Source organism: Jejuia sp. G7-7, assembly GCF_055808955.1.
Genome location: NZ_JBVVSZ010000002.1, coordinates 1,932,925 through 1,953,295, shown reverse-complemented (window position 1 = coordinate 1,953,295; position 20,371 = coordinate 1,932,925). Strand labels below are relative to the sequence as shown.

Genomic DNA, 20,371 nt, shown 5'->3' with positions numbered 1-20,371 from the left:
ACTTTTTAGACTATAAGTTCAAGTTAATTTTGTCTCAAACTTTAGAAGTAAAATAAATATGATGCTTAAAAAAAGAATATTTACAATAGGACTACTAACCCTAATTCTAACCTTTCCAAAAATTTTAACAAGCCAAAATAAAACAGTCGGAAAACCTAAAATAAAGTGGAATATAACCTCTCAAATATGGTTAAGGTACTCTGATTTAAACGAAGGCTCTCTTATATATGATGAACCTGCTTCAGAATTTTTAGATATCTCAATTAGGAGGTTACGTATTCCTGTATCGTCCCAAATAACACCTAATATTTTTGCTTATGCAATTTTTGGAGGCAACAATTACAATTTTAAAAATAAAACTTTTTCACTTGATGTTTTAGATTTATATGTTGAATATAAATTTGCCAAATTCTTAGAGATTGGTGTTGGCAAATCTGGTTGGCAAGGTTTAAATAGATGGAACATTCGTTCTAGTAAAACCATGATGGGATTAGACACACCTCTTTTCACCTTGAACTCTGTTGAAAAAAATGATGATTTAGGACGTTTATTTGGGGTTTGGCTTAAAGGACAAGCTGGTAAATTTGATTATAGACTTGCTTTTAACAGACCATTTGCCGTAACTGTCGTGCCTAATGGCGAAGTGAATTTTGCAAATAGTAAACCTAGAGTAAAAACTTCATCTTATGTGAAGTACCAATTTTTTGATCATGAGTCTAATAAATCTGCTTACCAAACAGGCACCTACATGCAATCTAAAAAAGTATTTAATATTGGTGCTGGGATTCAACATCAAGACAAAGCCATGAGTGATGGCGATGCAAAACTTGAAAGCACTACTTTTTATGACATTAACCATTTTGCAGCAGATTCTTTTTTAAACCTACCACTAGCTAATGGTAATGCCATAACCGCTTATTTAGGATTTTTTGATTACAATTTTGGAGAAAACTATATTAGAAACGTTGGCGCTAACAACCCTACTACTGGCGGCGGAATAGACTTTAATGGCGCTGGTATAGCATTTCCTATGATTGGTACTGGTACCACTTGGTACACGCAATTTGGATACGCTTTTAAACAAACAAATTTTTTAAGTCAACCTATGGTTATTCAACCAAATATTGCAATTCAACACTCAAATTGGGACGTACTAGAAGATAATATGACAGTTTTTGATTTTACAATTAACTTTTTATTAAACGGGTCTCATAATAACAAATTCAGTTTAGGGTACCAACATCGTCCTATTTTTAATATGACTACTTTAAAACAGAAAGATTATAAAGGTATGGCAGTATTACAATACCAAATTTCTGTAAAATAGATTTTTTTGTGACTATCAAATATTTAATTGAAAAAGTTGCGGAAATATGATTTCGCAACTTTTTTATGACCAGCAAACTCAAAATTTTAATTCAACACCCGAACCAAATCCATCAGCATATAAAATATGTCCATCTTTAAAACCTACACCTGTAGCAATATCGGCTTCTATAAGCATAGCTCCATCGGCATCAATATCATCCAAAAGTGGTGCTAGTTGTACTAAATTTGATATCCCAATGCTAGATTCGGTCATACAACCTGCCATAACTTTAAGATTTAAATCTCTAGCTTTTTCTATCATTTTTAATGCTGGAGTAATCCCACCGCACTTCATCAATTTTATGTTGATGCCGTGGAATGTTTCGGCACATTTTTCAACATCTTCAAATCTTTGACAACTTTCATCAGCAACAGTCGGGAGCACACTTTTTTCTTTACTTTCTTCATGGCTTCCCAATCTCCAGCTTTAAGCGGTTGTTCAATAAATTCAACGCTTAATTCTTTTAAAGCCTTAGATTTACTAATAGTTTCATCTACTCCCCAAGCACAATTGGCATCAATTCTAAAAACAGCATCTGTTATTTCTCGTAACGCTTCTATGATTTTTACATCATCAGGAGTTCCTAATTTTATCTTATAAATTGGCCAAGGATTTTCAATAATTTTAGATTTCATTTTTGAAATGTCATCTATTCCAATGGTGTAATTTGTTTTAGGAATATTTAAATCAGCCTTACTCCAAAAACTTCGCAATGTTTTCTTATTGAATCTTGAATAAAAATCCCAATACGCACAATCGATAGCACAGAGTGCAAAATAATTATCACGAAGTAATGACTCTAATTGTAACCACAACTCATTTGGATGTAGCCCAAAACTGCCTTCAATAATACTCGAAACATTTTGAATTGCCGTTTCTAATTTTTCAACAGTACTCCCGTAATACGGGTTTACAGTCGCTTCTCCATAGCCTGTAATCTCCCCATTTGAAATGGAAACAATAAACGTATTTTGAACAGTAACCGTGTATCGTGAAGTCGTAAAAGGGTCTCTTAATTTAAGTTGATAATGTGCTGAAGTCATCATTAAATTCATCTCATAAATATAAAAAAGTTAACTACTACTTACATTTATCTAGTTCTGATACTAAAAAGCACTTTCAATATGATGATAATACGATGTAAAATCCGAGAAATTGACAATAAAACAGCACTTATTTTGAATATTTAAAAGCAATAAAAACACCTAGCTAACTTTCAAAGGCCAAACACCTATTCTACATAAAAACTTTCGTAATTTTACGAGCTAATTTTTTTATTATAAACAAAGTATAAGATGAGTAAAATTATGACAGTCGACGTTTTGTCGAGTATTAAAGGAGCGCAGCCATCAGAGGATGTGAATAAGTTATTTGAAGTAATTAAAAATGCAAATGCGTCAAATAATAATTCTTTTAATAATAATCATAATAATGCGGTGTCTTTAAATAATTTGAGAGACGATGTAGTGATTGACAGTTCTGAAATTGAAAAACGAATCATTATCGAAAACTTTCCAAAAGAAAAAAACGGCTATTTAGTTGTTTCTAAAGTAATTGAAGAATAGTTATGGAGTCTCAAATACATACAATCCATCAACAGTTGGTGGATCAAAAAATAACTTGTACGCAATTGGTGCAAGAGAAGCTGGATGCTTTAAAACAAAATACACACAATACCGTTAATGCACTTCTAGACACTTTGGCTTTAGATTTAGCTAAAAAAGTAGATACTAAAATTGCCAATGGAGAAACTATTGGGCTTTTGGAAGGTGTCCCATTCGGAATTAAAGATGTGTATATGGTGCAAGGCACTCATACAACTGCGAGTTCAGATTTATTAAAAAATTATAAATCTGCATATACAGCAACGGCAATTCAAAAATTATTGGATGCTGGTGCAATACCTTTAGTAAAAGAAAACTGTGATAGTTTTGGTCACGGGTCTTCTTCTGAAAACACCATTTTCGGCGCCGTTAAAAACGCTATAAACCCCGATTTAGTTGGTGGTGGTTCTAGTGGTGGTTCTGCTGTAAATGTCGCTAAAGATTACACGGTATTTTCTATTGGTGGCGATACTGGAGGTTCTATTCGTCAGCCTGCTGGTTATAATAATGTATATGGTTTAAAACCTACTTACGGACGCATTTCTCGTTACGGATTAATGGCGTATGCATCGTCTACAGATTGTGTGGGACCCATTGCAAAATCTATTGAAGATATTCGTATTGTATTGAATGTGATGAGCGGCAAAGATGTAAAAGACCAAACCTCTTACGCTTCCGCGGAAATTACTCAGGATGCAATTTCAAATTCTGAAACTATTAAAACCGTAGGTTATTTTAAGAACTTTATTGAAACAGATGCTATTGATGCTCAGGTAAAGTCTGATTTTTTAGGAGCTATTGAAAATATAAAAGCTAAAGGTATCAAAGTGAAAGCATTGGATTTCTTTGAATCTAACACTTTAGTTTCAACATATTATACCTTAGCAATGGCCGAAACAGCATCTAATTTATCACGTTTAGATGGCACGAATTATGGCAATCGTATTGAAGGCGATAATTTAATAGATACTTACGCTGTAACCCGTTCTGAGAATTTTTCAGAAGAAACAAAACGCAGAATAGTTGGTGGAAATCAAGTACTATCTCAAGGATTTTCAGATGAAATTTACTTGAAAGGCTTAACATTAAGAGATCAAATTGCTGAAAATTTTGAACACGATTTTAATGAAGTAGATATCATTATTTCGCCTGTTACACCAAACACGCCTCCAAAAATTGGAGACAGTTTAAAAGATCCACACGCCATGTATTTATCTGATGCATATACTGTTGGTTTTAGCCTAGGGCAATTACCAACTTTAACAGTACCACAAGGTACTGCAACAGGATTACAAATTACGGCTGCAAAAAATAATGACGAACTTGTTTTGAAGTTTGCTAACTTCTTAAAAGACACGATATAATGGACTTAGAACAATTAAACAATCTGCTTAAAAAGCATGAATTAGAGTTGGTAATCGGTCTTGAAACACACGTTCGATTAAACACAAAAACGAAGTTATTTTGCTCTTGTGCAAATCAAGAAATAGAGCAACCTAATCAAAATATCTGTTCGGTGTGTACCGGACAAATGGGGGTTTTACCTGCCATTAATAAAGAAGCAATTACAAAGGCAATTTACTTCGGAAAAGCTGTAAAGTCTACTTTTGAAAACGAAGTAATTTCTTGGGACAGAAAGCATTATGAATATCCAGATAACCCAAAGAATATTCAGATTACACAGTTTCATAACCCTGTAATTCCTGACGGACAAGTATCGTGTTTCCGCAATGATGGCTCGCAATTTACAGTAAACTTAACGCAAGTCCATATTGAGGAAGATGCTGCTAAACTAATGCACGAAAAGAAGGTATCGTTAGTCGATTTTAACAAAGCAGGTGTACCACTTATTGAAATCGTTACTGAGCCTTGCATTCGTCATATCGAAGATGCATCAACATACGCGCAATACATTCAACGTATTGTTCAGAATTTAGGGATTTCTGAAGCTAACCTTGAAAAAGGCGAGTTCAAATCGGATGTTTCTGTATCACTCCGTAAAAAACGCGATTATAATTTAAATCCGCGTACCGAAATAAAAAACTTGAACTCGTTTAAGTTTATGGTTGATGCTTTGAAAGAAGAAGTTGAAAAACAACTCCGCTATTATATCGAACATAAAGAATTTAGACCAGACCAAACTACGGTATTATGGGATGCAGAATTGAAGCAAACCAAAACCATGCGTAAAAAAGAATTTGAAGCAGATTACCGCTTTATTTCTGAGCCAGATTTACCGTTTGTAAGCATAAAAGAGGTGGTAGAGTCTATTGATGTAGATTTAAGCACCTTACCTTTTGCTGTAGAATCTATTTTAATAAAAGGTGGCGTGTTACCTCAAGATGCTAAGTTTTTCACAGCAGATGCGTTACGTTCTGAAACTTTTGTTGCGATTAACAACGTCATTAAAGACCCATCCTTTGTTGCAAAAACATTAGTTAATAATATTGACGCTGAAGCTTATGGCGATATTCATAACATCAACCATTTAATTGAAATTTTTCAATTGTTTAAAGATGAAAAAATCACTTCAGTTTTAGTTCAAAATGCAATAACGTCTTATTTAAAAGATAGAACGTTTAACTATAACCAGTATTTTGAAGATAACACGATTTCAGAATCTCAAATTGAAGATGCTATTGCAAAAGTGATTTCAGATAATGAAGCGATTGCAAACGATATCCGTTCTGGAAACCAAGGAAAAGCAGGGATTCTGGTTGGAAAAGTGATTGGTATTATTGGTAAAGGCGCTTCTGGAAAAGTAATCCGTGAGGGCATTTTAAAAGCGCTAGCTGGAGAGGTTGGAAGCACGAAGACCGAAGACGAAAATACAACTCAACAACAAACACCTCAACAACAAACAACTAAAAAGGAAGAAGAAATTCTACCTGAAATTCCAATCGTCATTAAAGACGACTACAGAACCCATGTTATTTCTGAGATTTCAGATGAGAGTATCAACAAAAATGTTACGCTTTCTGGATGGGTATCTAGTGTGCGTGACCATGGTGAGTTAATTTTTATCGATTTACGTGATTCGAGCACGCAAGTCTTTCAAGTGCGCTTAAGTAGAGAATCGTTTGCTAATTTAGATGAGTTGGTAAAATTGAAACCAGAATCAGTTATTACGGTGTCTGGAACTATTGTGCAACGTAAAGAAGATGATTATAACGCCGCTTTAAGAACGGGTAAAATTGAATTGGAAGCCAAAGATTTAGAAATTCTAAACCTTTCTAAAACGCTTCCTTTTGAAATTAAACGTGCTACAAAAACGAATGAAAATGTACGTTTTCAATATAAATATTTAGACCACAGAAATAATGATGTACGCCGCGTGATTGTTAATCGACATAAGGTTATCAAAATGATGCGTGATATTTTAGACGAGCAAGATTTCCTTGAAATTGAAACGCCTATTTTAAGTGCAGGAACTGATGAAGGCGCTCGTGAGTTTATTGTGCCAACACGTAAACAAGCAGGGGCATTTTATACGCTACCCCAAGCACCTCAGCAATTCAAGCAAATGTTGATGGTTTCTGGTTACGAGAAATATTTCCAGATAGCACGTTGTTTTAGAGATGAAGATTCTCGTGGCGATAGGCAACCAGAATTTACACAGTTGGATATTGAAATGGCGTATGCCAGCATGCAACAAATCATTGATTTGAACACAAACATGTTTAATGGTATTGTTGAAAAAATATATGGTAAAAAATGGATTTTACGTCCGTTTGAGGTGTTAACCTATAAACAAGCCATGGACGATTATGGCTGTGATAGACCTGATTTACGTTTTGGTTTAAAACTTCAAGATATTACGGAAATTGTCAAAGACACAACATTCCAAGTATTTAGCAAGCCAATTGAAGACGGTGGTATTGTAAAATGCATAAAGGTTTCTGCTGAAGAACAAGGTAACAAGCGTTTATCAAAAGGACAAATTGAAAAGTTAACCGCTTTAGCACAAAGTCATGGTCTTGGTGGTTTAGCCTATATTATTGTTAATGAAAACGATTTACAATCGCCAATTATTAAGTTTTTAGGCGAAGCTATTGCTGCAGGCATCATCAAAACAACTGATGCTAAGGTGGGCGATATTGTGTTCTTCTCTGCTGCAGATTATGCAACGGCAAATAAAGCTTTAGATGCTGTGCGTCAAGAATTAGGTAAAATGCTTCGTTTAATCAATCCAAAGGAATTAAGACCTGCTTGGGTTATTGATTTCCCGATGTTTGAAAAAACAGACGAAGGGCGTTGGACGTTTACTCACAATCCATTCTCAATGCCAGCTATTTATGATATTGAAAAACACATGAATGGTAAGGAAGAAGAAATTGGAAGCATCATCGCGCAACAATACGATTTAATCTTAAATGGCTACGAAATTGGTGGTGGTTCTGTGCGTGCTCACAAACCTGAAATTTTAGAAGCCACATACAAAAATATGGGCTACAACAAAGAAGAGATGATGAAGAGTGTTGGCACCATGTATAAAGCGTTCCATTATGGCGCACCACCTCACGGCGGTATTGCTTGGGGTGTAGATAGATTAATGATGATTTTAGAGAAAAAAGCATCTATCAGAGAAGTGATGGCATTCCCAAAAACAGGAACTAGCGAGGATTTATTATTTGGTGCGCCTTCTCAGTTATCTGATAGAAAGGTTGAGGAAATGAATGTAACGGTGATACGTAAATAGTATATAACCACCACAAATAATTTAAAAAATCCTGATAGCTTTCTATTGGGATTTTTTGAGTTTTTATTATTCGATAAATCCTGCAAATTTCCATCTGGTTCATTTTCTTTTGCTAATTTAGACCTACCCAACGAAACTAATTCATATACGAATATGATGTCAAGAATTTAGAAACACATTACAAGTATGAAAAAAACACATTTACTTTTATTATTTTATGTAATAAATTTTTATTCATATAGTCAAGAATATGTTCCTGCGGATAATTTTAAATTCAAGTTTATCAAAGCAAAAAAAGCTGTAGGTGGAAACTATGTTTATACTATAAAAACTTCAAAGGATGCGAAAAAAATTCAAGTAAGATTTAAAATGAAATCTAACTCTGGTGAGAGTGACAATTTTGACCCTAATAAGTTTTATTTAGTCTCAGATAAATACAAAACAAGGGTAAGACCACTAGATGTTAGACATAATTATGCTGCTGGATGGATTTATATCGGATTTGGACATTTGGTTGATTTCCAACCTCAAGACAAAAATTTAAAAGAATGGCTTTCATATAAACCTGAGATAAAAAATACATTCAATGAATTTAAAATTGAAGGCTATCAAGACGTATGTCCAAATATTAATTTTGGAACAAAGAAAAAACCAAAAATGGCATCACCATATTTAGACCATAAAGAATTGAAGTCTTGTAAAATTGACTTATATTTTTCTTCACCTAAAGATTTAAAAAAATCAGAATCTATTACGGAACTGAATTAATTGCGGACACTAAAATAAAATAAAAACTTAGGTCAATACATATATAATTTATTAATGTAAACTATTAAATAATGAAAAAAGCATCATGGATAGTAATAGGCATTTTATCTACACTAATTGGGCTGTATCCATTAATCTACTTTTTTATTGACAGACGCTTTGGGTTATTGGCATCAAAATCTGCAGAACTTTTGAGTGATACGGTATGGAATATTGCCTTTTATAGCCATATACTTCTTGGCGGTTTTGCACTTTTAATTGGTTGGTTACAGTTTAGTAGCAAATTGAGAAAAAGGCGTATTACCATCCATAGAACCATTGGAAAATTATACGTGATTGCTGTTTTAATTAGTGGCTTTTGTGGGCTTTACATTGCTATTCATGCCACAGGTGGGATGATAAGTGTCCTTGGATTTTTTATCTTGGGTTTAGTTTGGTTAAGCACCACTATTTTAGGCTTTAAATCCATTAAAAACGGGAACATTGCACTACACGAAAAATTTATGATTTATAGTTATGCCGCTTGTTTTGCTGCTGTAACTTTAAGAATCTGGCTACCTTTATTATCTAGTTTACTCGGCGAATTTATTGGCGCTTACAGGATTGTTGCTTGGTTATGCTGGGTTCCAAATATGATTGTGGCCTATTTTATTGTGAGGCATACTAGATTGGGGACTAATGCTAGCAGGTAACAGTAGGAGACATCATTAATTACCTGAATCCATTAATTTAATATAGAAATGCATGAATAAAAGCCAGCTTTTAAGGTAACGCCAAATAATTATATAATAATGTAAACTTTAACACTCCTACTCGACTTTTATAAAAACTTTAAGAGTAATCTCTCTTAACTTTAGCACTTAATCAAAAATATTAAAAACTTATTATGAAAACATCAACGTTTATTTCAACTATTGCCTTTGCGTTTATCATGCTTATTTCTACGAATGTAGATGCTCAAAAATTTAAAGGTTTAGATAAAAGCCCTATGGATGCTGCTGCTTTTCCTGTGGATTACAAGAACTCTGATAAATTGATAAAAATTGTTTACAGCAGACCGCAATTAAAAGGAAGAGCTATTAGTAAACTAGCGCCAAATGGTAAAGTTTGGAGAACTGGAGCTAACGAAGCACCTGAATTAACGCTTTTTACAGACATGAAGCTTGGTAAAACAACTATAAAAGCTGGAACTTATAGTTTTTATGTGATGCCTGGAGAAAAGGAATGGACTGCTATTATTAGTACAGATGTAAATGTTTGGGGATCTTATTTTTATGATGAAGCTAAAGATGTAGCGCGTTTATCGGTTCCTGTTTCTTCTAGTGAAGAATCGTTAGAAGCTTTTTCTATGGCGTTTAGCAAATCTGATAATGGTGTTGATTTACATTTAGGTTGGGGAACTACTAGAATTGCTGTGCCTTTTACGAAATAGATAAATAGTAGAAATTTAATATATAAATGCTCTTAATGTTATTAAGGGCATTTTTTGTTTTATGGCATGTTTGAGTGAGCCTTATGAGTGAGTGCGCTAGGGATTGTAGTGGAAAGCCCACAGCCCGACGCAGGAGGTGCGAGGACTTGCAGCGGAAAGCCCGACCCTTGGGTAGCGCCCTAATAAAAATTATGATTAATTAGTCCTTTGTGTCTTCGGACATGTAGTACAAACGTTTTAGGCTTTTTTGAGTAACCGGAATCGAAATACACCTATTATAAAAAAGATGGCGCTAAATATTAAGGATACTAGTGCCAAATACTTGAAATTTGGGAAATCTTTTAACTGAAAAAAACCTATGCTTCCTAAGAGCAAATATAGCGACGACCTGATGTAAGATAGTAATGTACGCTCGTTTGCTAAACGCGTACGCTCGATGGCGAGGTAATCTCTGAGGATTACTTTTTCGTCGGGGTTAAAATCGCGTCCGAATTTTAAGAGTTTCATGTTAAGGGATGTTTAAGTATTTGTGTGTTTGCAAGGATACTTTCCACTTTGGGTGTTTCATAACGTAATCTACAATTTCTGGAACTACTTTATCGCGTTTGCTCCACTCGGGTTGTAAATACAAAATACAGTTTTTATTGACTTTGGCTGCTTGTTCTTCGGCAAAACGAAAATCGTCTTTATTATAAACAATCACTTTAAGTTCATCTGCTTTATCATAAACTTCCTTGGTGGGTAACTTCATTTTTTTGGAGATAGGCAAATCCAATCCCAAACACCAGTTAACTTATAAGCTCCTGATGTTTCAATATGTACTTGTAAACCTTCGGCTTTTAATTGTGTTGTTAAAGGCGTCATGTTCCAAGTTAAAGGCTCGCCTCCTGTGATAACAATGGTATCACTATATTTTTTTGCGTTTTCGACTATTTTTTTGCTTTCGGTTGGTGGGTGCAAATCGGCATTCCAGCTTTCTTTTACATCACACCAATGGCACCCAACATCGCAACCGCCAATACGCACAAAATATGCTGCTGTTCCTTTATGGAAACCTTCGCCTTGAATGGTATAAAACTCTTCCATTAGCGGCAACATTTCGCCTTTATTTACTAATTGTTGTATTTCTTTTTTCATAAGTGCGCAAAGATACAAATTCAAATATGTTAATGCTATTTTTGTATTTCATCGGATTTTTATATCTTTACGTCGAAAATAAAATAAAAATTGCTAGCTCTCTAGTCCCTAAAGAATGAAAAAAATAGCCTACGCAATGTTAATGCTTTGTATTAGCATGCACTATTGTTATGCTCAAGTTGGTATTGGTACTACCAGTCCACATAGTTCTACTGTACTTCATGTTGAAAGCGCAAATAAGGGCTTTTTACCTCCTGTTGTAAGCTTAACAAGTGTAAGTGATGTTACAACAATTGCTTCTCCAATAGAGGGATTAATGGTTTATAGTCCATCATCAAATAACTGCAATTTGCCTTCAGGCATTTATGTATTTAATGGCACTACTTGGTCTAGTATGAAATCTGGCACCTCGTATTCAAGATTAATTAGAGATCATATTGGTATAGGTAATGTTACTTTTACGGCTTATAGTTCGACTAATTCGTATGGTAATTACAACAGTTTATTTGACAATGTTGACAATACTGGTGGAGCTTCTTTTCACTCAACAAGAAGTGGATCTCCAACTGGAGATTGGGGTTTTGGGGTTACACTACCAAGTAATTATACCATATCACAACTAATTCTTGATGGTAGAAATGATTGCTGTACCAATAGAATACAAAATGTGATAGTTAGATTATACAGTTGTGGGAACCTAGTGTATTCCGCTCCTGCCATCTCAAGCTCAGTTACTGGTGATAATACTGTTACTATCCCTAATATTTATGCAAATGAAATAAGACTTGTGGTTGCAAGTGGAGGTACCACACCTGGAGGTGCTGTTATAAATTTTTCTGAGCTAGATGTTGTAGGCTCAGACTAATAAAACCATATTTTTTTCTTCCTTTTATTTCCTGTATTTTTATGCAAAATTGTAGCATATGAGTAACAAGGATACCTTTTTAAATATATAACTGAAGGCAACACAACCAAAGGCGATTTTATTCCAGTTGGTGCAGCCATGCTAAATGGAGAAACCGTAACTGGAGCGCATGTAAAAATACCTTTAAAAACCATGAACCGCCATGGCTTAATTGCCGGTGCTACTGGTACAGGAAAAACAAAATCGTTACAGGTTTTAGCCGAAAATTTGAGTGAAAAAGGTGTACCTGTTTTACTTATGGATATTAAGGGAGATTTAAGTGGGTTGGCAAAACCAAGCCCTGGCCATCCTAAAATTGATGAACGTCACGAAAAAATTGGTTTACCTTTTGAAGCTAAAGCATTTCCTGTGGAAGTTTTAACGCTTTCTGAGCAAGATGGAGTGAGACTTAGAGCTACGGTTAGTGAGTTTGGACCTGTTTTATTATCTCGTATTTTAGACCTAAACGAAACGCAATCGGGTGTAGTCGCTGTATTGTTTCAATATTGTGATGATAATAAATTACCTGTTTTAGATCTTAAAGATTTTAAAAAGATTTTGCATTATGCCACAAATGAAGGTAAAGCCGAATTTACCGAGGCTTATGGTAGAATTTCTACCGCTTCAACAGGTGCTATCCTCAGAAAAATTATAGAATTAGAACAACAAGGCGCAGATTTGTTTTTTGGCGAAACTTCGTTTGAAGTTGATGATTTATTGCGAATTGATGAAAACGGTCGTGGTTACATCAATATTATCAGATTAACTGATATTCAAGATAGACCTAAGTTATTCTCAACATTTATGCTGAGTTTATTGGCTGAAATTTATTCAACATTCCCCGAACAAGGCGATAGTGGCAGACCAGAGTTAATTATTTTTATAGATGAAGCGCACTTAATTTTTAATGAAGCTTCAAAAGCACTTTTAAATCAAATTGAAAGTATTGTTAAATTGATAAGAAGTAAAGGTGTTGGTTTATATTTTGTAACGCAAAATCCGACTGATGTTCCTGAAGCTGTTTTAGGGCAGTTGGGGTTAAAAGTTCAACATGCACTTAGGGCTTTTACCGCTAAAGACAGAAAGGCTATAAAGCTGACTGCTCAAAACTATCCAGATTCCGAATATTATGACACTACTGAAGTATTAACTTCCTTAGGAATTGGAGAAGCATTAGTTTCTGCTTTAGACGAAAAAGGACGTCCTACGCCTCTTGCCGCTACCATGATGCGTGCGCCAATGAGTAGAATGGATGTATTGACAGATACAGAACTAGCTAGTTTATTATCAAAGTCTAAAATGGCTAAGAAATATAACGAAACTATAGACAGAGAGAGTGCATACGAATTACTTAACGAAAAAATAAAAAAGGCAGAAGCTGAAGAAGCGAAAGAAAAAGCCCGAAAGGAAAAGAAGCTCTTAAAAAAGCAGAATCTAAAAGAAAAACAACATCTACAAGACGAAAAAGTACACGTATGAATCCTATTGTAAAAGTATTGACAAGTGCAACTTTTATAAGAAGTGTATTTGGTATTCTTACCAAAGTGATGCGTAAATAATTTAGTCCTCAGAGGCTTTAAAACAAATTAAAATTTAACCCATTTTTAAGAATGAATAAATCATTTCTATACTTATTTTTAATAGTATTAGTTTTTGCATCATGTCAAAAACAACAAAACCCTTTTCAAATTGCAAAACAGAACGTTGGTCTTTTAAATGATTCCACGCAAGTAAAGGATTTAGACCTCATTTTCAAAAATGATTCCATTGTAAAACGTATTGGCGGCGATGAATTTATAGGCAACAAAAACGACATTGAAATCTATGATAAAACTGGTAAACATTTGTTGGTGCTTACACCTTCACAATCATTGGACTCCACCTCAACAATTGAAACCGTTAGAATTATAGATGAACGCTATAAAACAGATAAAAACATTTCAACATTAAGTACTTTTAAGGATTTGTCTAGTAATTATAACATCTCTAGAATTGATAATTTAATCAATTCAATTGTGATTAGTGTGAATAGCCTAAACGCAAGTTTTGCAATAGATAAAAAAGAACTACCTTCAAACTTGAGAGTTGATATGGATTTAAATATTGAAGCAGCACAAATCCCTGACAACGCAAAAATCAAGTATTTTTTATCAATTGGCACTAAAACCAAACTATGAATCCTTTTTTATCTAAAATATTAGTTGATGTTGCTCGAAAAAAGCTCGAAAAAACAAGAGCAGAGAAACCTGCAAGTAAAAAAGAGATTGAACCATTGGTTAGAAGAATGCATGTGGAATTGACTCATGCCATTAAAGAATACATTTTTATTGCAATTGGTGTTTTTTCAGCAGGTTTTGGGTTAAAAGGTTTTTTATTACCCAATAGCTTTATTGATGGTGGTGCCACAGGTATTTCTTTACTTCTTGAAAATGTAACATCGCTAGACCTTAGTGTTCTTTTAATAATTGTTAATGCACCATTTATCTATTTAGCGTCAAAAACTATTGGTAATAAATTTGCTATAAAAAGTATTATAGCTATTGCATTTTTATCCATAGTTGTACATTTTGTGGATTACCCAACCATTACAGAAGACAAATTACTTATCGCTGTTTTTGGTGGTTTCTTTTTAGGTTTAGGGATTGGAATGTCTATGAGAGGTGGTAGTGTTATTGATGGTACCGAAGTTTTGGCTATTTATTTAGGAAGAAAACTATCACTTACCATTGGTGATGTACTATTGCTTATTAATATTTTAATTTTCTCAGTTGGTGCTTATGTGCTGTCTATGGAAACTGCACTTTATGCTATTTTAACCTATTTATCAGCTGCAAAAACAGTCGATTTTGTTGTGGATGGTGTTGAAGAATATGTAGGCGTTACCATTATCTCTAACAAGCATAAAGAAATGAGATTAATGCTTACCCAAAAGCTAAGACGTGCTTGCACTATTTATGCAGGAAAAGGTGGTTATGGCTCAAGTGGAGATAGCTATGACAAAGATATTATTTATACCATCGTAACCCGTTTAGAACTCGCTAAACTACAAACCGAAATTGATAAAATTGATAGGGATGCTTTTGTTGTTATGGGTGTTGTAAAAGATTTAAAAGGAGGTATGATTAAGAAAAAACCTTTAAAAGAAAGTCATTAAGGAGTTTATCAAATTATGTCTCATAAAAAATATACCATTCAAAACACCCCCTTTGAAGTACCTACAACTGACGGTAAAATGATCCATGAACATTTTGGCAATGCTACCGATGGAAATTCGCAAATTAGTATTGCCCATTTGAAAGCGCCTGCTGGCTGGAGCGAACCCTTTCAAACACCAGAATTTGATGAATATACGTTCATCATAAAAGGCAAAAAACAATTTATTATTGAAGATGAAGTTGTGGTTTTAGAAGTAGGACAATCCATTAAAATTGAAAAAAACACGCGTGTACAATATTCCAACCCCTTTACAGAAATGTGTGAATATTTGGCTATTTGCACACCAGCATTTTCTATGAATTTAGTAAACAGAGAAGGTTAAATGGATAGACTCATCCCTAAAATTATTGGATTTTATATCAATTTCACAAGCCTTTTTTCTTCTAAATATGCGGCACATCTAGCAATCAAAATTTTCTCTACGCCCAGAAAGGGCAGATTGATTTCTGAAGAAGAAAACTATCTTAAATCAGCTTCTAAAGAGATTGTACTATTCAATGATATATCATTAGCAACCTATAATTGGCATGGAAAAAAAGATACTATTTTATTAGCTCATGGTTGGGAAAGTAATTCCTTTAGGTGGAAAAACTTAATTGAATTTTTAAAACATCAAGATTACAATATTATTTCGATGGATGCTCCTGCACATGGTGGCTCTGGTAGTAAAATTTTCAATGCCCCCTTGTATTCAGAATGTATCAATGTAATTGCTGAAAAATTTAAAGCTGATGTTATCGTTGGTCATTCAGTAGGCGGAACTGCTAGTTTAGTTGCACTACATAATCATAAACTTCAATCGGTAAAAAAATTAGTGTCTTTGGGAGCACCTTCAAATTTTGTAAACACCTTTAATAACTACACAGGAATGATGGGCTACAACAAAAGAGTTTTTCAAAAGCTATAGATCAAAGCTTTTTAAAACATTTTGGATTCTTAATAGAACTATTTTAAAATTGAGAATTTCTCAAAGAATATTAAAACTGAAGTGCTTCTTATCCATGATAAAAAGGATAGAATTATTTCCTACCGAGATGCATTAGAAAATAAGAAATATTTGAAAGATGCTGAACTCATAAAAACTATAGGGCTAGGTCATGGCCTCAAATCCGACAAAGTATATCAACATATTTTAGACTTTTTAAACGTATAACTTTATTGTATTTTTGAACCATGACAGAAGTAGCATTAAAACGTATCAATAAATTTTTAAGTGAAGTTGGATATTGTTCCAGAAGAGAAGCCGATAGGCTTATTGAAGCTGGAAGGGTAACCATTAATGGTGCTGTTCCAGAAAAAGGCACAAAAATAGCAACAAACGATACAGTTGCAGTTGATGGAGAAGAAATTAAAAATACCAAAGAAGCATTTGTTTATTTAGCATTCAATAAACCAATTGGTATTGTTTGTACTACTGATACTTCAGTTGAAAAAGACAATATCATCGACTTTATTAATTATCCAAAACGTATTTTCCCTATCGGAAGATTAGATAAACCTAGCGAGGGTTTAATTCTCTTAACTGATGATGGCGATATCGTTAACAAAATTCTCCGTGCCAGTAATAATCACGAAAAAGAATATATTGTTACTGTAGACAAACCAATTTCTCAAACATTTATTCAACGCATGGCTGGTGGTATTCCATTAGCAGATTTGAATAAAACGACTAAGAAATGTAAAGTCGAAAAATTAGGCACTTACAAATTCAAAATTATTTTAACACAAGGTTTAAATAGACAAATTCGCCGTATGTGTGATTATTTAAATTACGAAGTACAAACTTTGAAACGTGTTAGAATCATGAATATTAATTTAGATACATCTGTAGGGGAATATCGTGAACTCACAAAAGAAGAGTTTAATGATTTAAATGCGCTTTTGGAAGATTCTACTAAAACTTTCCTGAAAAACAGTACTAAAAAAAGCATAAAATAAATTCAAAACACTTAAAATAGGTTGAGTTTATTAAATATTCTTATTTTTGAAAAATCTAATTAATCATGGTAAGAATTTTAGCATTAGTTTTAACTTTAGTTGGTATGGCCGGCTTAATTATGGGTGTACTTGGAATTTTCGGAAATCCAATCATAGCATCTTTAAGCCCTTGGGCATTAGCTATTTTGGGCATTATCTTTTTTATAGCTGGTGTTTCCATGCTTAAATACGGTAAAAGTAAATCTGCTTAACTTGTTTTAATGCAACAAATTCCACCTTTTCATTTAGCAATCCCTGTTTCTAATTTAGAGGAGTCTAAGTTATTTTATCGTGATGTTTTAGGTTGTGAAGAAGGCAGAAGTAGCGACCATTGGGTAGATTTTAATTTCTTCGGACACCAATTAGTTATTCATTATAAACCAAAAGAAGACACACCAAGTTTGGCTACTAATCCTGTAGATGGGAAAGACGTTCCTATACCTCATTTTGGAGTTGTTTTATCTTGGGACATTTTCCACGCTTTTGCGCAAGATTTAAAAACTAAGAACATTAAATTTGTGATTAAGCCTTATATAAGATTTGAAGGTTTAGTTGGCGAACAAGCCACCATGTTTTTTTACGACCCTTCTGGTAATGCTTTAGAGTTTAAGGCTTTTAAAGACATGTCTCAATTATTTGCTAAATAATAAGAGTTACATCTTATCTGCAAAAAACACAGCATTCATTAGCAATTTATTAGTGCCATACCAAAACGCTCTAAAATTGGTATTATCTGTGAATACGATTACTTTTCCTGCACCTAACTTTTTTATTTGAAAAGGAACCGTTTCTTTTAAAACTTCTAAATTTGGCTTTGAAATATAACCACTTAAAAGTGGAGTTTTTGTATATTTTATGGGATTATTATAGCTTATACTGTCTACCTTAATAAAGATTTTAGTTTTTCTAAATATTGATAATTTATCATTGGAAAAGCCAAAATTTATGGGATGGGATCTGTCTAGTTCTGTTTCAAAAATTGCACCTCCAATATTTTGAGCTCCTTTAAAATCTGCTTTCTCCTCAAAACTCACATTTTTAGCCTCAACCTTTGCTTCGGCATATTCTAATTTTATAAATTCGTTTGACGACAACCATTTTACTGCATTTTTATAGCCTATAATTGTGCCTCCACTTTTTACCCATGTTTTTAATTTATCAACCGTGCTTTTATCCAACTTCATTTTTGAGCTAGGTACAATAATAGTTGTATATTTTGAAAGGTCTACACTTCTTAATGAAATCACATCTAATTTTGTAAGATGCATTTGATACCGCTGATCAAATAAATGCCAAATCTCGCCTGCATCATAAGAAGTGATATCATTTCCAACCAATAATGCAACCTTTGGTTTTTCTACTTTTTTAAACTGTGAACTTCCTAAATCTATCCCTTGGGTTAATCCTGTGTTAACACCAACTATTTTTACATGACTCTCTTCTGCTACTTCATTTAAAAAGGTGTATAATTCATTTTCGTTTAAGTTTTGATTTTGAACTGAAATTAAAATAGTTCCGTAATCAAACGCTTCATTGTTTAATGAAAAAGGTTGCATTCCAACTTTAACTCGCAACCCTTTTTCCAGCATTTTACTTAATGCCTTTGGCGTATAATATTCATGCCATTGCATCAAGTAAGCATAATTACTTTTAGCAGAAATAAATCCTTTGCTAAGCTTTAAATCCTGAACTAATTCGCCAACATTTGATGTAGATTTTAATTCGGCATAGTCTAAATTGAATGCTAAAGGATAAGTCCATGCAGAAATATCATAAAACAAGCTATCCGTAAATGTGGTTCTTTTTTCAAACATAGCTTTTATAATGGTACTTCTTGTTTGCTGAGTTGGAACTATAAAGCTTGTTTCCTTTTTAAAGGTTTTACCGTTTGTATTGATATCTGAATTTGGTTTGTTAAACTTAATATTATGACGCTTTAATATTTCAGCTAAATGATAGGTTTTGGCCGCATCATTTTCATCTCCAAACACAATAGCTTTTGTACTATTTCTTGAATTTTCTTGTCGTTCATTTATAAAAAACTCTTTTTGATAATTCAATAATTTTACACGCATTTCTTTACCTGCTTTTAGTGTTGATAAAGCAGTTTTAAATTGATTTCTAATCGTAAAAGGAAACGTTAATTTACCATTTATAGTTTCCTGAACATGACCTCTTGAACTTGCTTGCTCAAATAAAATTCCAATGGCTCCATTAATATCAGGAAATGTAGAGCCTTTTCCGTAGTAGAAATCATCATAACGTTCTTCTGTAAAATATAAAGACCCAATTTCATTTAATGCTTTGGCATGATAGTTACCAATTTCTTTGGTTAAAACCTGATTCGCTTTCGGTGTTAATGGATGCACTCTAGATTGAATTCCGGGTTGAAAAAAGTATGTAGAATTGGTACTCATTTCATGATGATCAGTTAAAATATTGGGCATCCATTTGTTATAAGTCTCAATTCGCGCTCTAGATTCTGGTAATTGTACGGGCAACCAATCCCTGTTTAAGTCAAACCAATAATGGTTCGTTCTTCCTTTTGGCCAACCTTCGTGATATTCCCTATCGTTAGCATCACCATTTTGGTTATCGCTTTTATTCATATTTACCCATGATGCAAAGCGTTGTATACCATCAGGATTCAATGCTGGATCTAATAATATAATCGTATTTTTTAATAGTTCATCAATTTCAGGGTCATTTGCTGCCGCTAAATAATATGCCAATAACAAACTTGCATTCACACCACTAGACTCATTGCCATGAACTGAAAACCCCTGATATACAACCAATGGCATGGATTCTATATTTAATTCATCACTATTAGAATCCATTAATTTTAAATGGTTCAATCTAATGTTTTCAATATTTTGATGGTTTTCTGGGGAAGTTATGGTAAGCACTATTAGTGGTCTACCTTCAAATGTTTTGCCTCTATCTTCAATTGTAATTCTATTGGAAACATTTGCTAAGGCTTTCATGTATTCTACCAATTTATCATGTGTTACATGCCATTCTCCAACAGGATGCCCAAGAACACTTTCCGGTGTTGGAACAATTGAATTATACTGTACATTTTGCGGCAAATGATATGATAATTCAAATTGATTTTGAGCAGTTAAAGTCGTAAAAAAAGAATAAATATTGATAATACAGAATGCTTCATAACACTTAAAATTTTTCATGAAAGTTACGTTATTTTTATGAAATTAGTATGTAGTAAGTGCCAGATGAAACCACTATAGCACTAAATATAATA

Annotated in this window: 18 protein-coding genes and 2 pseudogenes; 16 read left to right on the top strand and 4 right to left on the bottom strand. The window is 33.5% G+C overall.

From position 1 onward, the window contains the following. The first annotated feature begins 58 nt into the window (after positions 1-58). Positions 59-1,327 (top strand): porin, encoded by a 1,269-nt coding sequence (locus tag AC0L5U_RS19210; protein ID WP_473418033.1) that lies wholly within the window; start codon positions 59-61, stop codon positions 1,325-1,327. 78 nt (positions 1,328-1,405) lie between these two features. On the opposite strand, the pseudogene AC0L5U_RS19205 reads toward AC0L5U_RS19210, so the two are convergent. Continuing rightward, positions 1,406-2,412, bottom strand: a pseudogene (locus tag AC0L5U_RS19205) (dipeptide epimerase). Positions 2,413-2,664: 252 nt separating this feature from the next. On the opposite strand from AC0L5U_RS19205, the gene AC0L5U_RS19200 reads away from it, so the two are divergent. The 6 genes from AC0L5U_RS19200 (at position 2,665) to AC0L5U_RS19175 (ending at position 9,872) form a co-directional block, all read left to right on the top strand. Continuing rightward, complete coding sequence (locus AC0L5U_RS19200; protein WP_473418032.1) at positions 2,665-2,934, top strand: hypothetical protein; 270 nt, start codon at positions 2,665-2,667, stop codon at positions 2,932-2,934. 2 nt (positions 2,935-2,936) lie between these two features. Next, the gene (locus AC0L5U_RS19195; protein ID WP_473418031.1) at positions 2,937-4,337 is read left to right on the top strand and encodes an amidase family protein; all 1,401 of its coding nucleotides are present in this window, start codon (positions 2,937-2,939) and stop codon (positions 4,335-4,337) included. Further along, complete coding sequence (gatB/aspS, locus tag AC0L5U_RS19190) at positions 4,337-7,672, top strand: bifunctional amidotransferase subunit GatB/aspartate--tRNA ligase AspS (protein ID WP_473418030.1); 3,336 nt, start codon at positions 4,337-4,339, stop codon at positions 7,670-7,672. The genes AC0L5U_RS19195 and gatB/aspS overlap by 1 nt, the downstream gene beginning before the upstream one ends. Positions 7,673-7,858: 186 nt before the next feature. Then, positions 7,859-8,440, top strand: coding sequence for a hypothetical protein (locus AC0L5U_RS19185; protein ID WP_473418029.1), 582 nt, complete (start codon positions 7,859-7,861; stop codon positions 8,438-8,440). 71 nt (positions 8,441-8,511) lie between these two features. Further along, the gene (locus AC0L5U_RS19180; RefSeq protein ID WP_473418028.1) at positions 8,512-9,132 is read left to right on the top strand and encodes a DUF2306 domain-containing protein; all 621 of its coding nucleotides are present in this window, start codon (positions 8,512-8,514) and stop codon (positions 9,130-9,132) included. 194 nt (positions 9,133-9,326) lie between these two features. Continuing rightward, positions 9,327-9,872 (top strand): DUF2911 domain-containing protein, encoded by a 546-nt coding sequence (locus AC0L5U_RS19175; RefSeq protein ID WP_473418027.1) that lies wholly within the window; start codon positions 9,327-9,329, stop codon positions 9,870-9,872. A 237-nt stretch (positions 9,873-10,109) separates the two neighbouring features. Here the strand turns inward: AC0L5U_RS19175 and AC0L5U_RS19170 are convergent, their stop codons facing one another. Continuing rightward, on the bottom strand, positions 10,110-10,379 hold the full coding sequence (locus tag AC0L5U_RS19170; protein WP_473418026.1) for a DUF202 domain-containing protein: 270 nt from the start codon (positions 10,377-10,379) through the stop codon (positions 10,110-10,112). A gap of 1 nt (position 10,380) precedes the next feature. Further along, a pseudogene (locus AC0L5U_RS19165) lies at positions 10,381-11,009 on the bottom strand (7-carboxy-7-deazaguanine synthase QueE). 115 nt (positions 11,010-11,124) lie between these two features. Between AC0L5U_RS19165 and AC0L5U_RS19160 the strand changes: the two are divergent. From AC0L5U_RS19160 to AC0L5U_RS19120, 9 genes are all read left to right on the top strand, one after another. Beyond that, a complete protein-coding gene (locus AC0L5U_RS19160; RefSeq protein ID WP_473418025.1) occupies positions 11,125-11,874 on the top strand; it encodes a hypothetical protein in 750 nt (249 codons plus the stop codon). Between the two features lie 138 nt (positions 11,875-12,012). After that, on the top strand, positions 12,013-13,392 hold the full coding sequence (locus tag AC0L5U_RS19155) for a helicase HerA-like domain-containing protein (protein ID WP_473418024.1): 1,380 nt from the start codon (positions 12,013-12,015) through the stop codon (positions 13,390-13,392). Positions 13,393-13,523: 131 nt separating this feature from the next. Continuing rightward, positions 13,524-14,090, top strand: coding sequence for a hypothetical protein (locus tag AC0L5U_RS19150; protein ID WP_473418023.1), 567 nt, complete (start codon positions 13,524-13,526; stop codon positions 14,088-14,090). Continuing rightward, positions 14,087-15,067, top strand: coding sequence for a YitT family protein (locus AC0L5U_RS19145; protein ID WP_473418022.1), 981 nt, complete (start codon positions 14,087-14,089; stop codon positions 15,065-15,067). The genes AC0L5U_RS19150 and AC0L5U_RS19145 overlap by 4 nt, the downstream gene beginning before the upstream one ends. Positions 15,068-15,082: 15 nt before the next feature. Then, positions 15,083-15,451: a cupin domain-containing protein gene (locus AC0L5U_RS19140; protein ID WP_473418021.1), complete on the top strand. Its 369-nt coding sequence runs from the start codon at positions 15,083-15,085 to the stop codon at positions 15,449-15,451. Beyond that, positions 15,452-16,036, top strand: coding sequence for an alpha/beta hydrolase (locus tag AC0L5U_RS19135; protein ID WP_473418020.1), 585 nt, complete (start codon positions 15,452-15,454; stop codon positions 16,034-16,036). A 266-nt stretch (positions 16,037-16,302) separates the two neighbouring features. Then, a complete protein-coding gene (locus AC0L5U_RS19130; protein ID WP_473418019.1) occupies positions 16,303-17,067 on the top strand; it encodes a pseudouridine synthase in 765 nt (254 codons plus the stop codon). Between the two features lie 65 nt (positions 17,068-17,132). Further along, positions 17,133-17,318: a hypothetical protein gene (locus AC0L5U_RS19125; protein ID WP_473418018.1), complete on the top strand. Its 186-nt coding sequence runs from the start codon at positions 17,133-17,135 to the stop codon at positions 17,316-17,318. A gap of 9 nt (positions 17,319-17,327) precedes the next feature. Beyond that, on the top strand, positions 17,328-17,753 hold the full coding sequence (locus tag AC0L5U_RS19120) for a VOC family protein (protein ID WP_473418017.1): 426 nt from the start codon (positions 17,328-17,330) through the stop codon (positions 17,751-17,753). A 6-nt stretch (positions 17,754-17,759) separates the two neighbouring features. Here AC0L5U_RS19120 and AC0L5U_RS19115 read toward each other — a convergent pair whose 3' ends face one another. Next, positions 17,760-20,297: a M14 family metallopeptidase gene (locus AC0L5U_RS19115; RefSeq protein ID WP_473418016.1), complete on the bottom strand. Its 2,538-nt coding sequence runs from the start codon at positions 20,295-20,297 to the stop codon at positions 17,760-17,762. Positions 20,298-20,371 lie beyond the last annotated feature (74 nt).

Coding starts and splice junctions, on each gene's coding strand:
- AC0L5U_RS19120 (WP_473418017.1), top strand. CDS start 17,328: ATGCAACAAATTCCACCTTTTCATTTAGCAATCCCTGTTTCTAATTTA.
- AC0L5U_RS19130 (WP_473418019.1), top strand. CDS start 16,303: ATGACAGAAGTAGCATTAAAACGTATCAATAAATTTTTAAGTGAAGTT.
- AC0L5U_RS19170 (WP_473418026.1), bottom strand. CDS start 10,379: ATGAAACTCTTAAAATTCGGACGCGATTTTAACCCCGACGAAAAAGTA.
- AC0L5U_RS19210 (WP_473418033.1), top strand. CDS start 59: ATGATGCTTAAAAAAAGAATATTTACAATAGGACTACTAACCCTAATT.
- AC0L5U_RS19155 (WP_473418024.1), top strand. CDS start 12,013: ATGCTAAATGGAGAAACCGTAACTGGAGCGCATGTAAAAATACCTTTA.
- AC0L5U_RS19135 (WP_473418020.1), top strand. CDS start 15,452: ATGGATAGACTCATCCCTAAAATTATTGGATTTTATATCAATTTCACA.
- AC0L5U_RS19160 (WP_473418025.1), top strand. CDS start 11,125: ATGAAAAAAATAGCCTACGCAATGTTAATGCTTTGTATTAGCATGCAC.
- gatB/aspS (WP_473418030.1), top strand. CDS start 4,337: ATGGACTTAGAACAATTAAACAATCTGCTTAAAAAGCATGAATTAGAG.
- AC0L5U_RS19145 (WP_473418022.1), top strand. CDS start 14,087: ATGAATCCTTTTTTATCTAAAATATTAGTTGATGTTGCTCGAAAAAAG.
- AC0L5U_RS19125 (WP_473418018.1), top strand. CDS start 17,133: ATGGTAAGAATTTTAGCATTAGTTTTAACTTTAGTTGGTATGGCCGGC.
- AC0L5U_RS19185 (WP_473418029.1), top strand. CDS start 7,859: ATGAAAAAAACACATTTACTTTTATTATTTTATGTAATAAATTTTTAT.
- AC0L5U_RS19180 (WP_473418028.1), top strand. CDS start 8,512: ATGAAAAAAGCATCATGGATAGTAATAGGCATTTTATCTACACTAATT.
- AC0L5U_RS19200 (WP_473418032.1), top strand. CDS start 2,665: ATGAGTAAAATTATGACAGTCGACGTTTTGTCGAGTATTAAAGGAGCG.
- AC0L5U_RS19150 (WP_473418023.1), top strand. CDS start 13,524: ATGAATAAATCATTTCTATACTTATTTTTAATAGTATTAGTTTTTGCA.
- AC0L5U_RS19175 (WP_473418027.1), top strand. CDS start 9,327: ATGAAAACATCAACGTTTATTTCAACTATTGCCTTTGCGTTTATCATG.
- AC0L5U_RS19115 (WP_473418016.1), bottom strand. CDS start 20,297: ATGAAAAATTTTAAGTGTTATGAAGCATTCTGTATTATCAATATTTAT.
- AC0L5U_RS19195 (WP_473418031.1), top strand. CDS start 2,937: ATGGAGTCTCAAATACATACAATCCATCAACAGTTGGTGGATCAAAAA.
- AC0L5U_RS19140 (WP_473418021.1), top strand. CDS start 15,083: ATGTCTCATAAAAAATATACCATTCAAAACACCCCCTTTGAAGTACCT.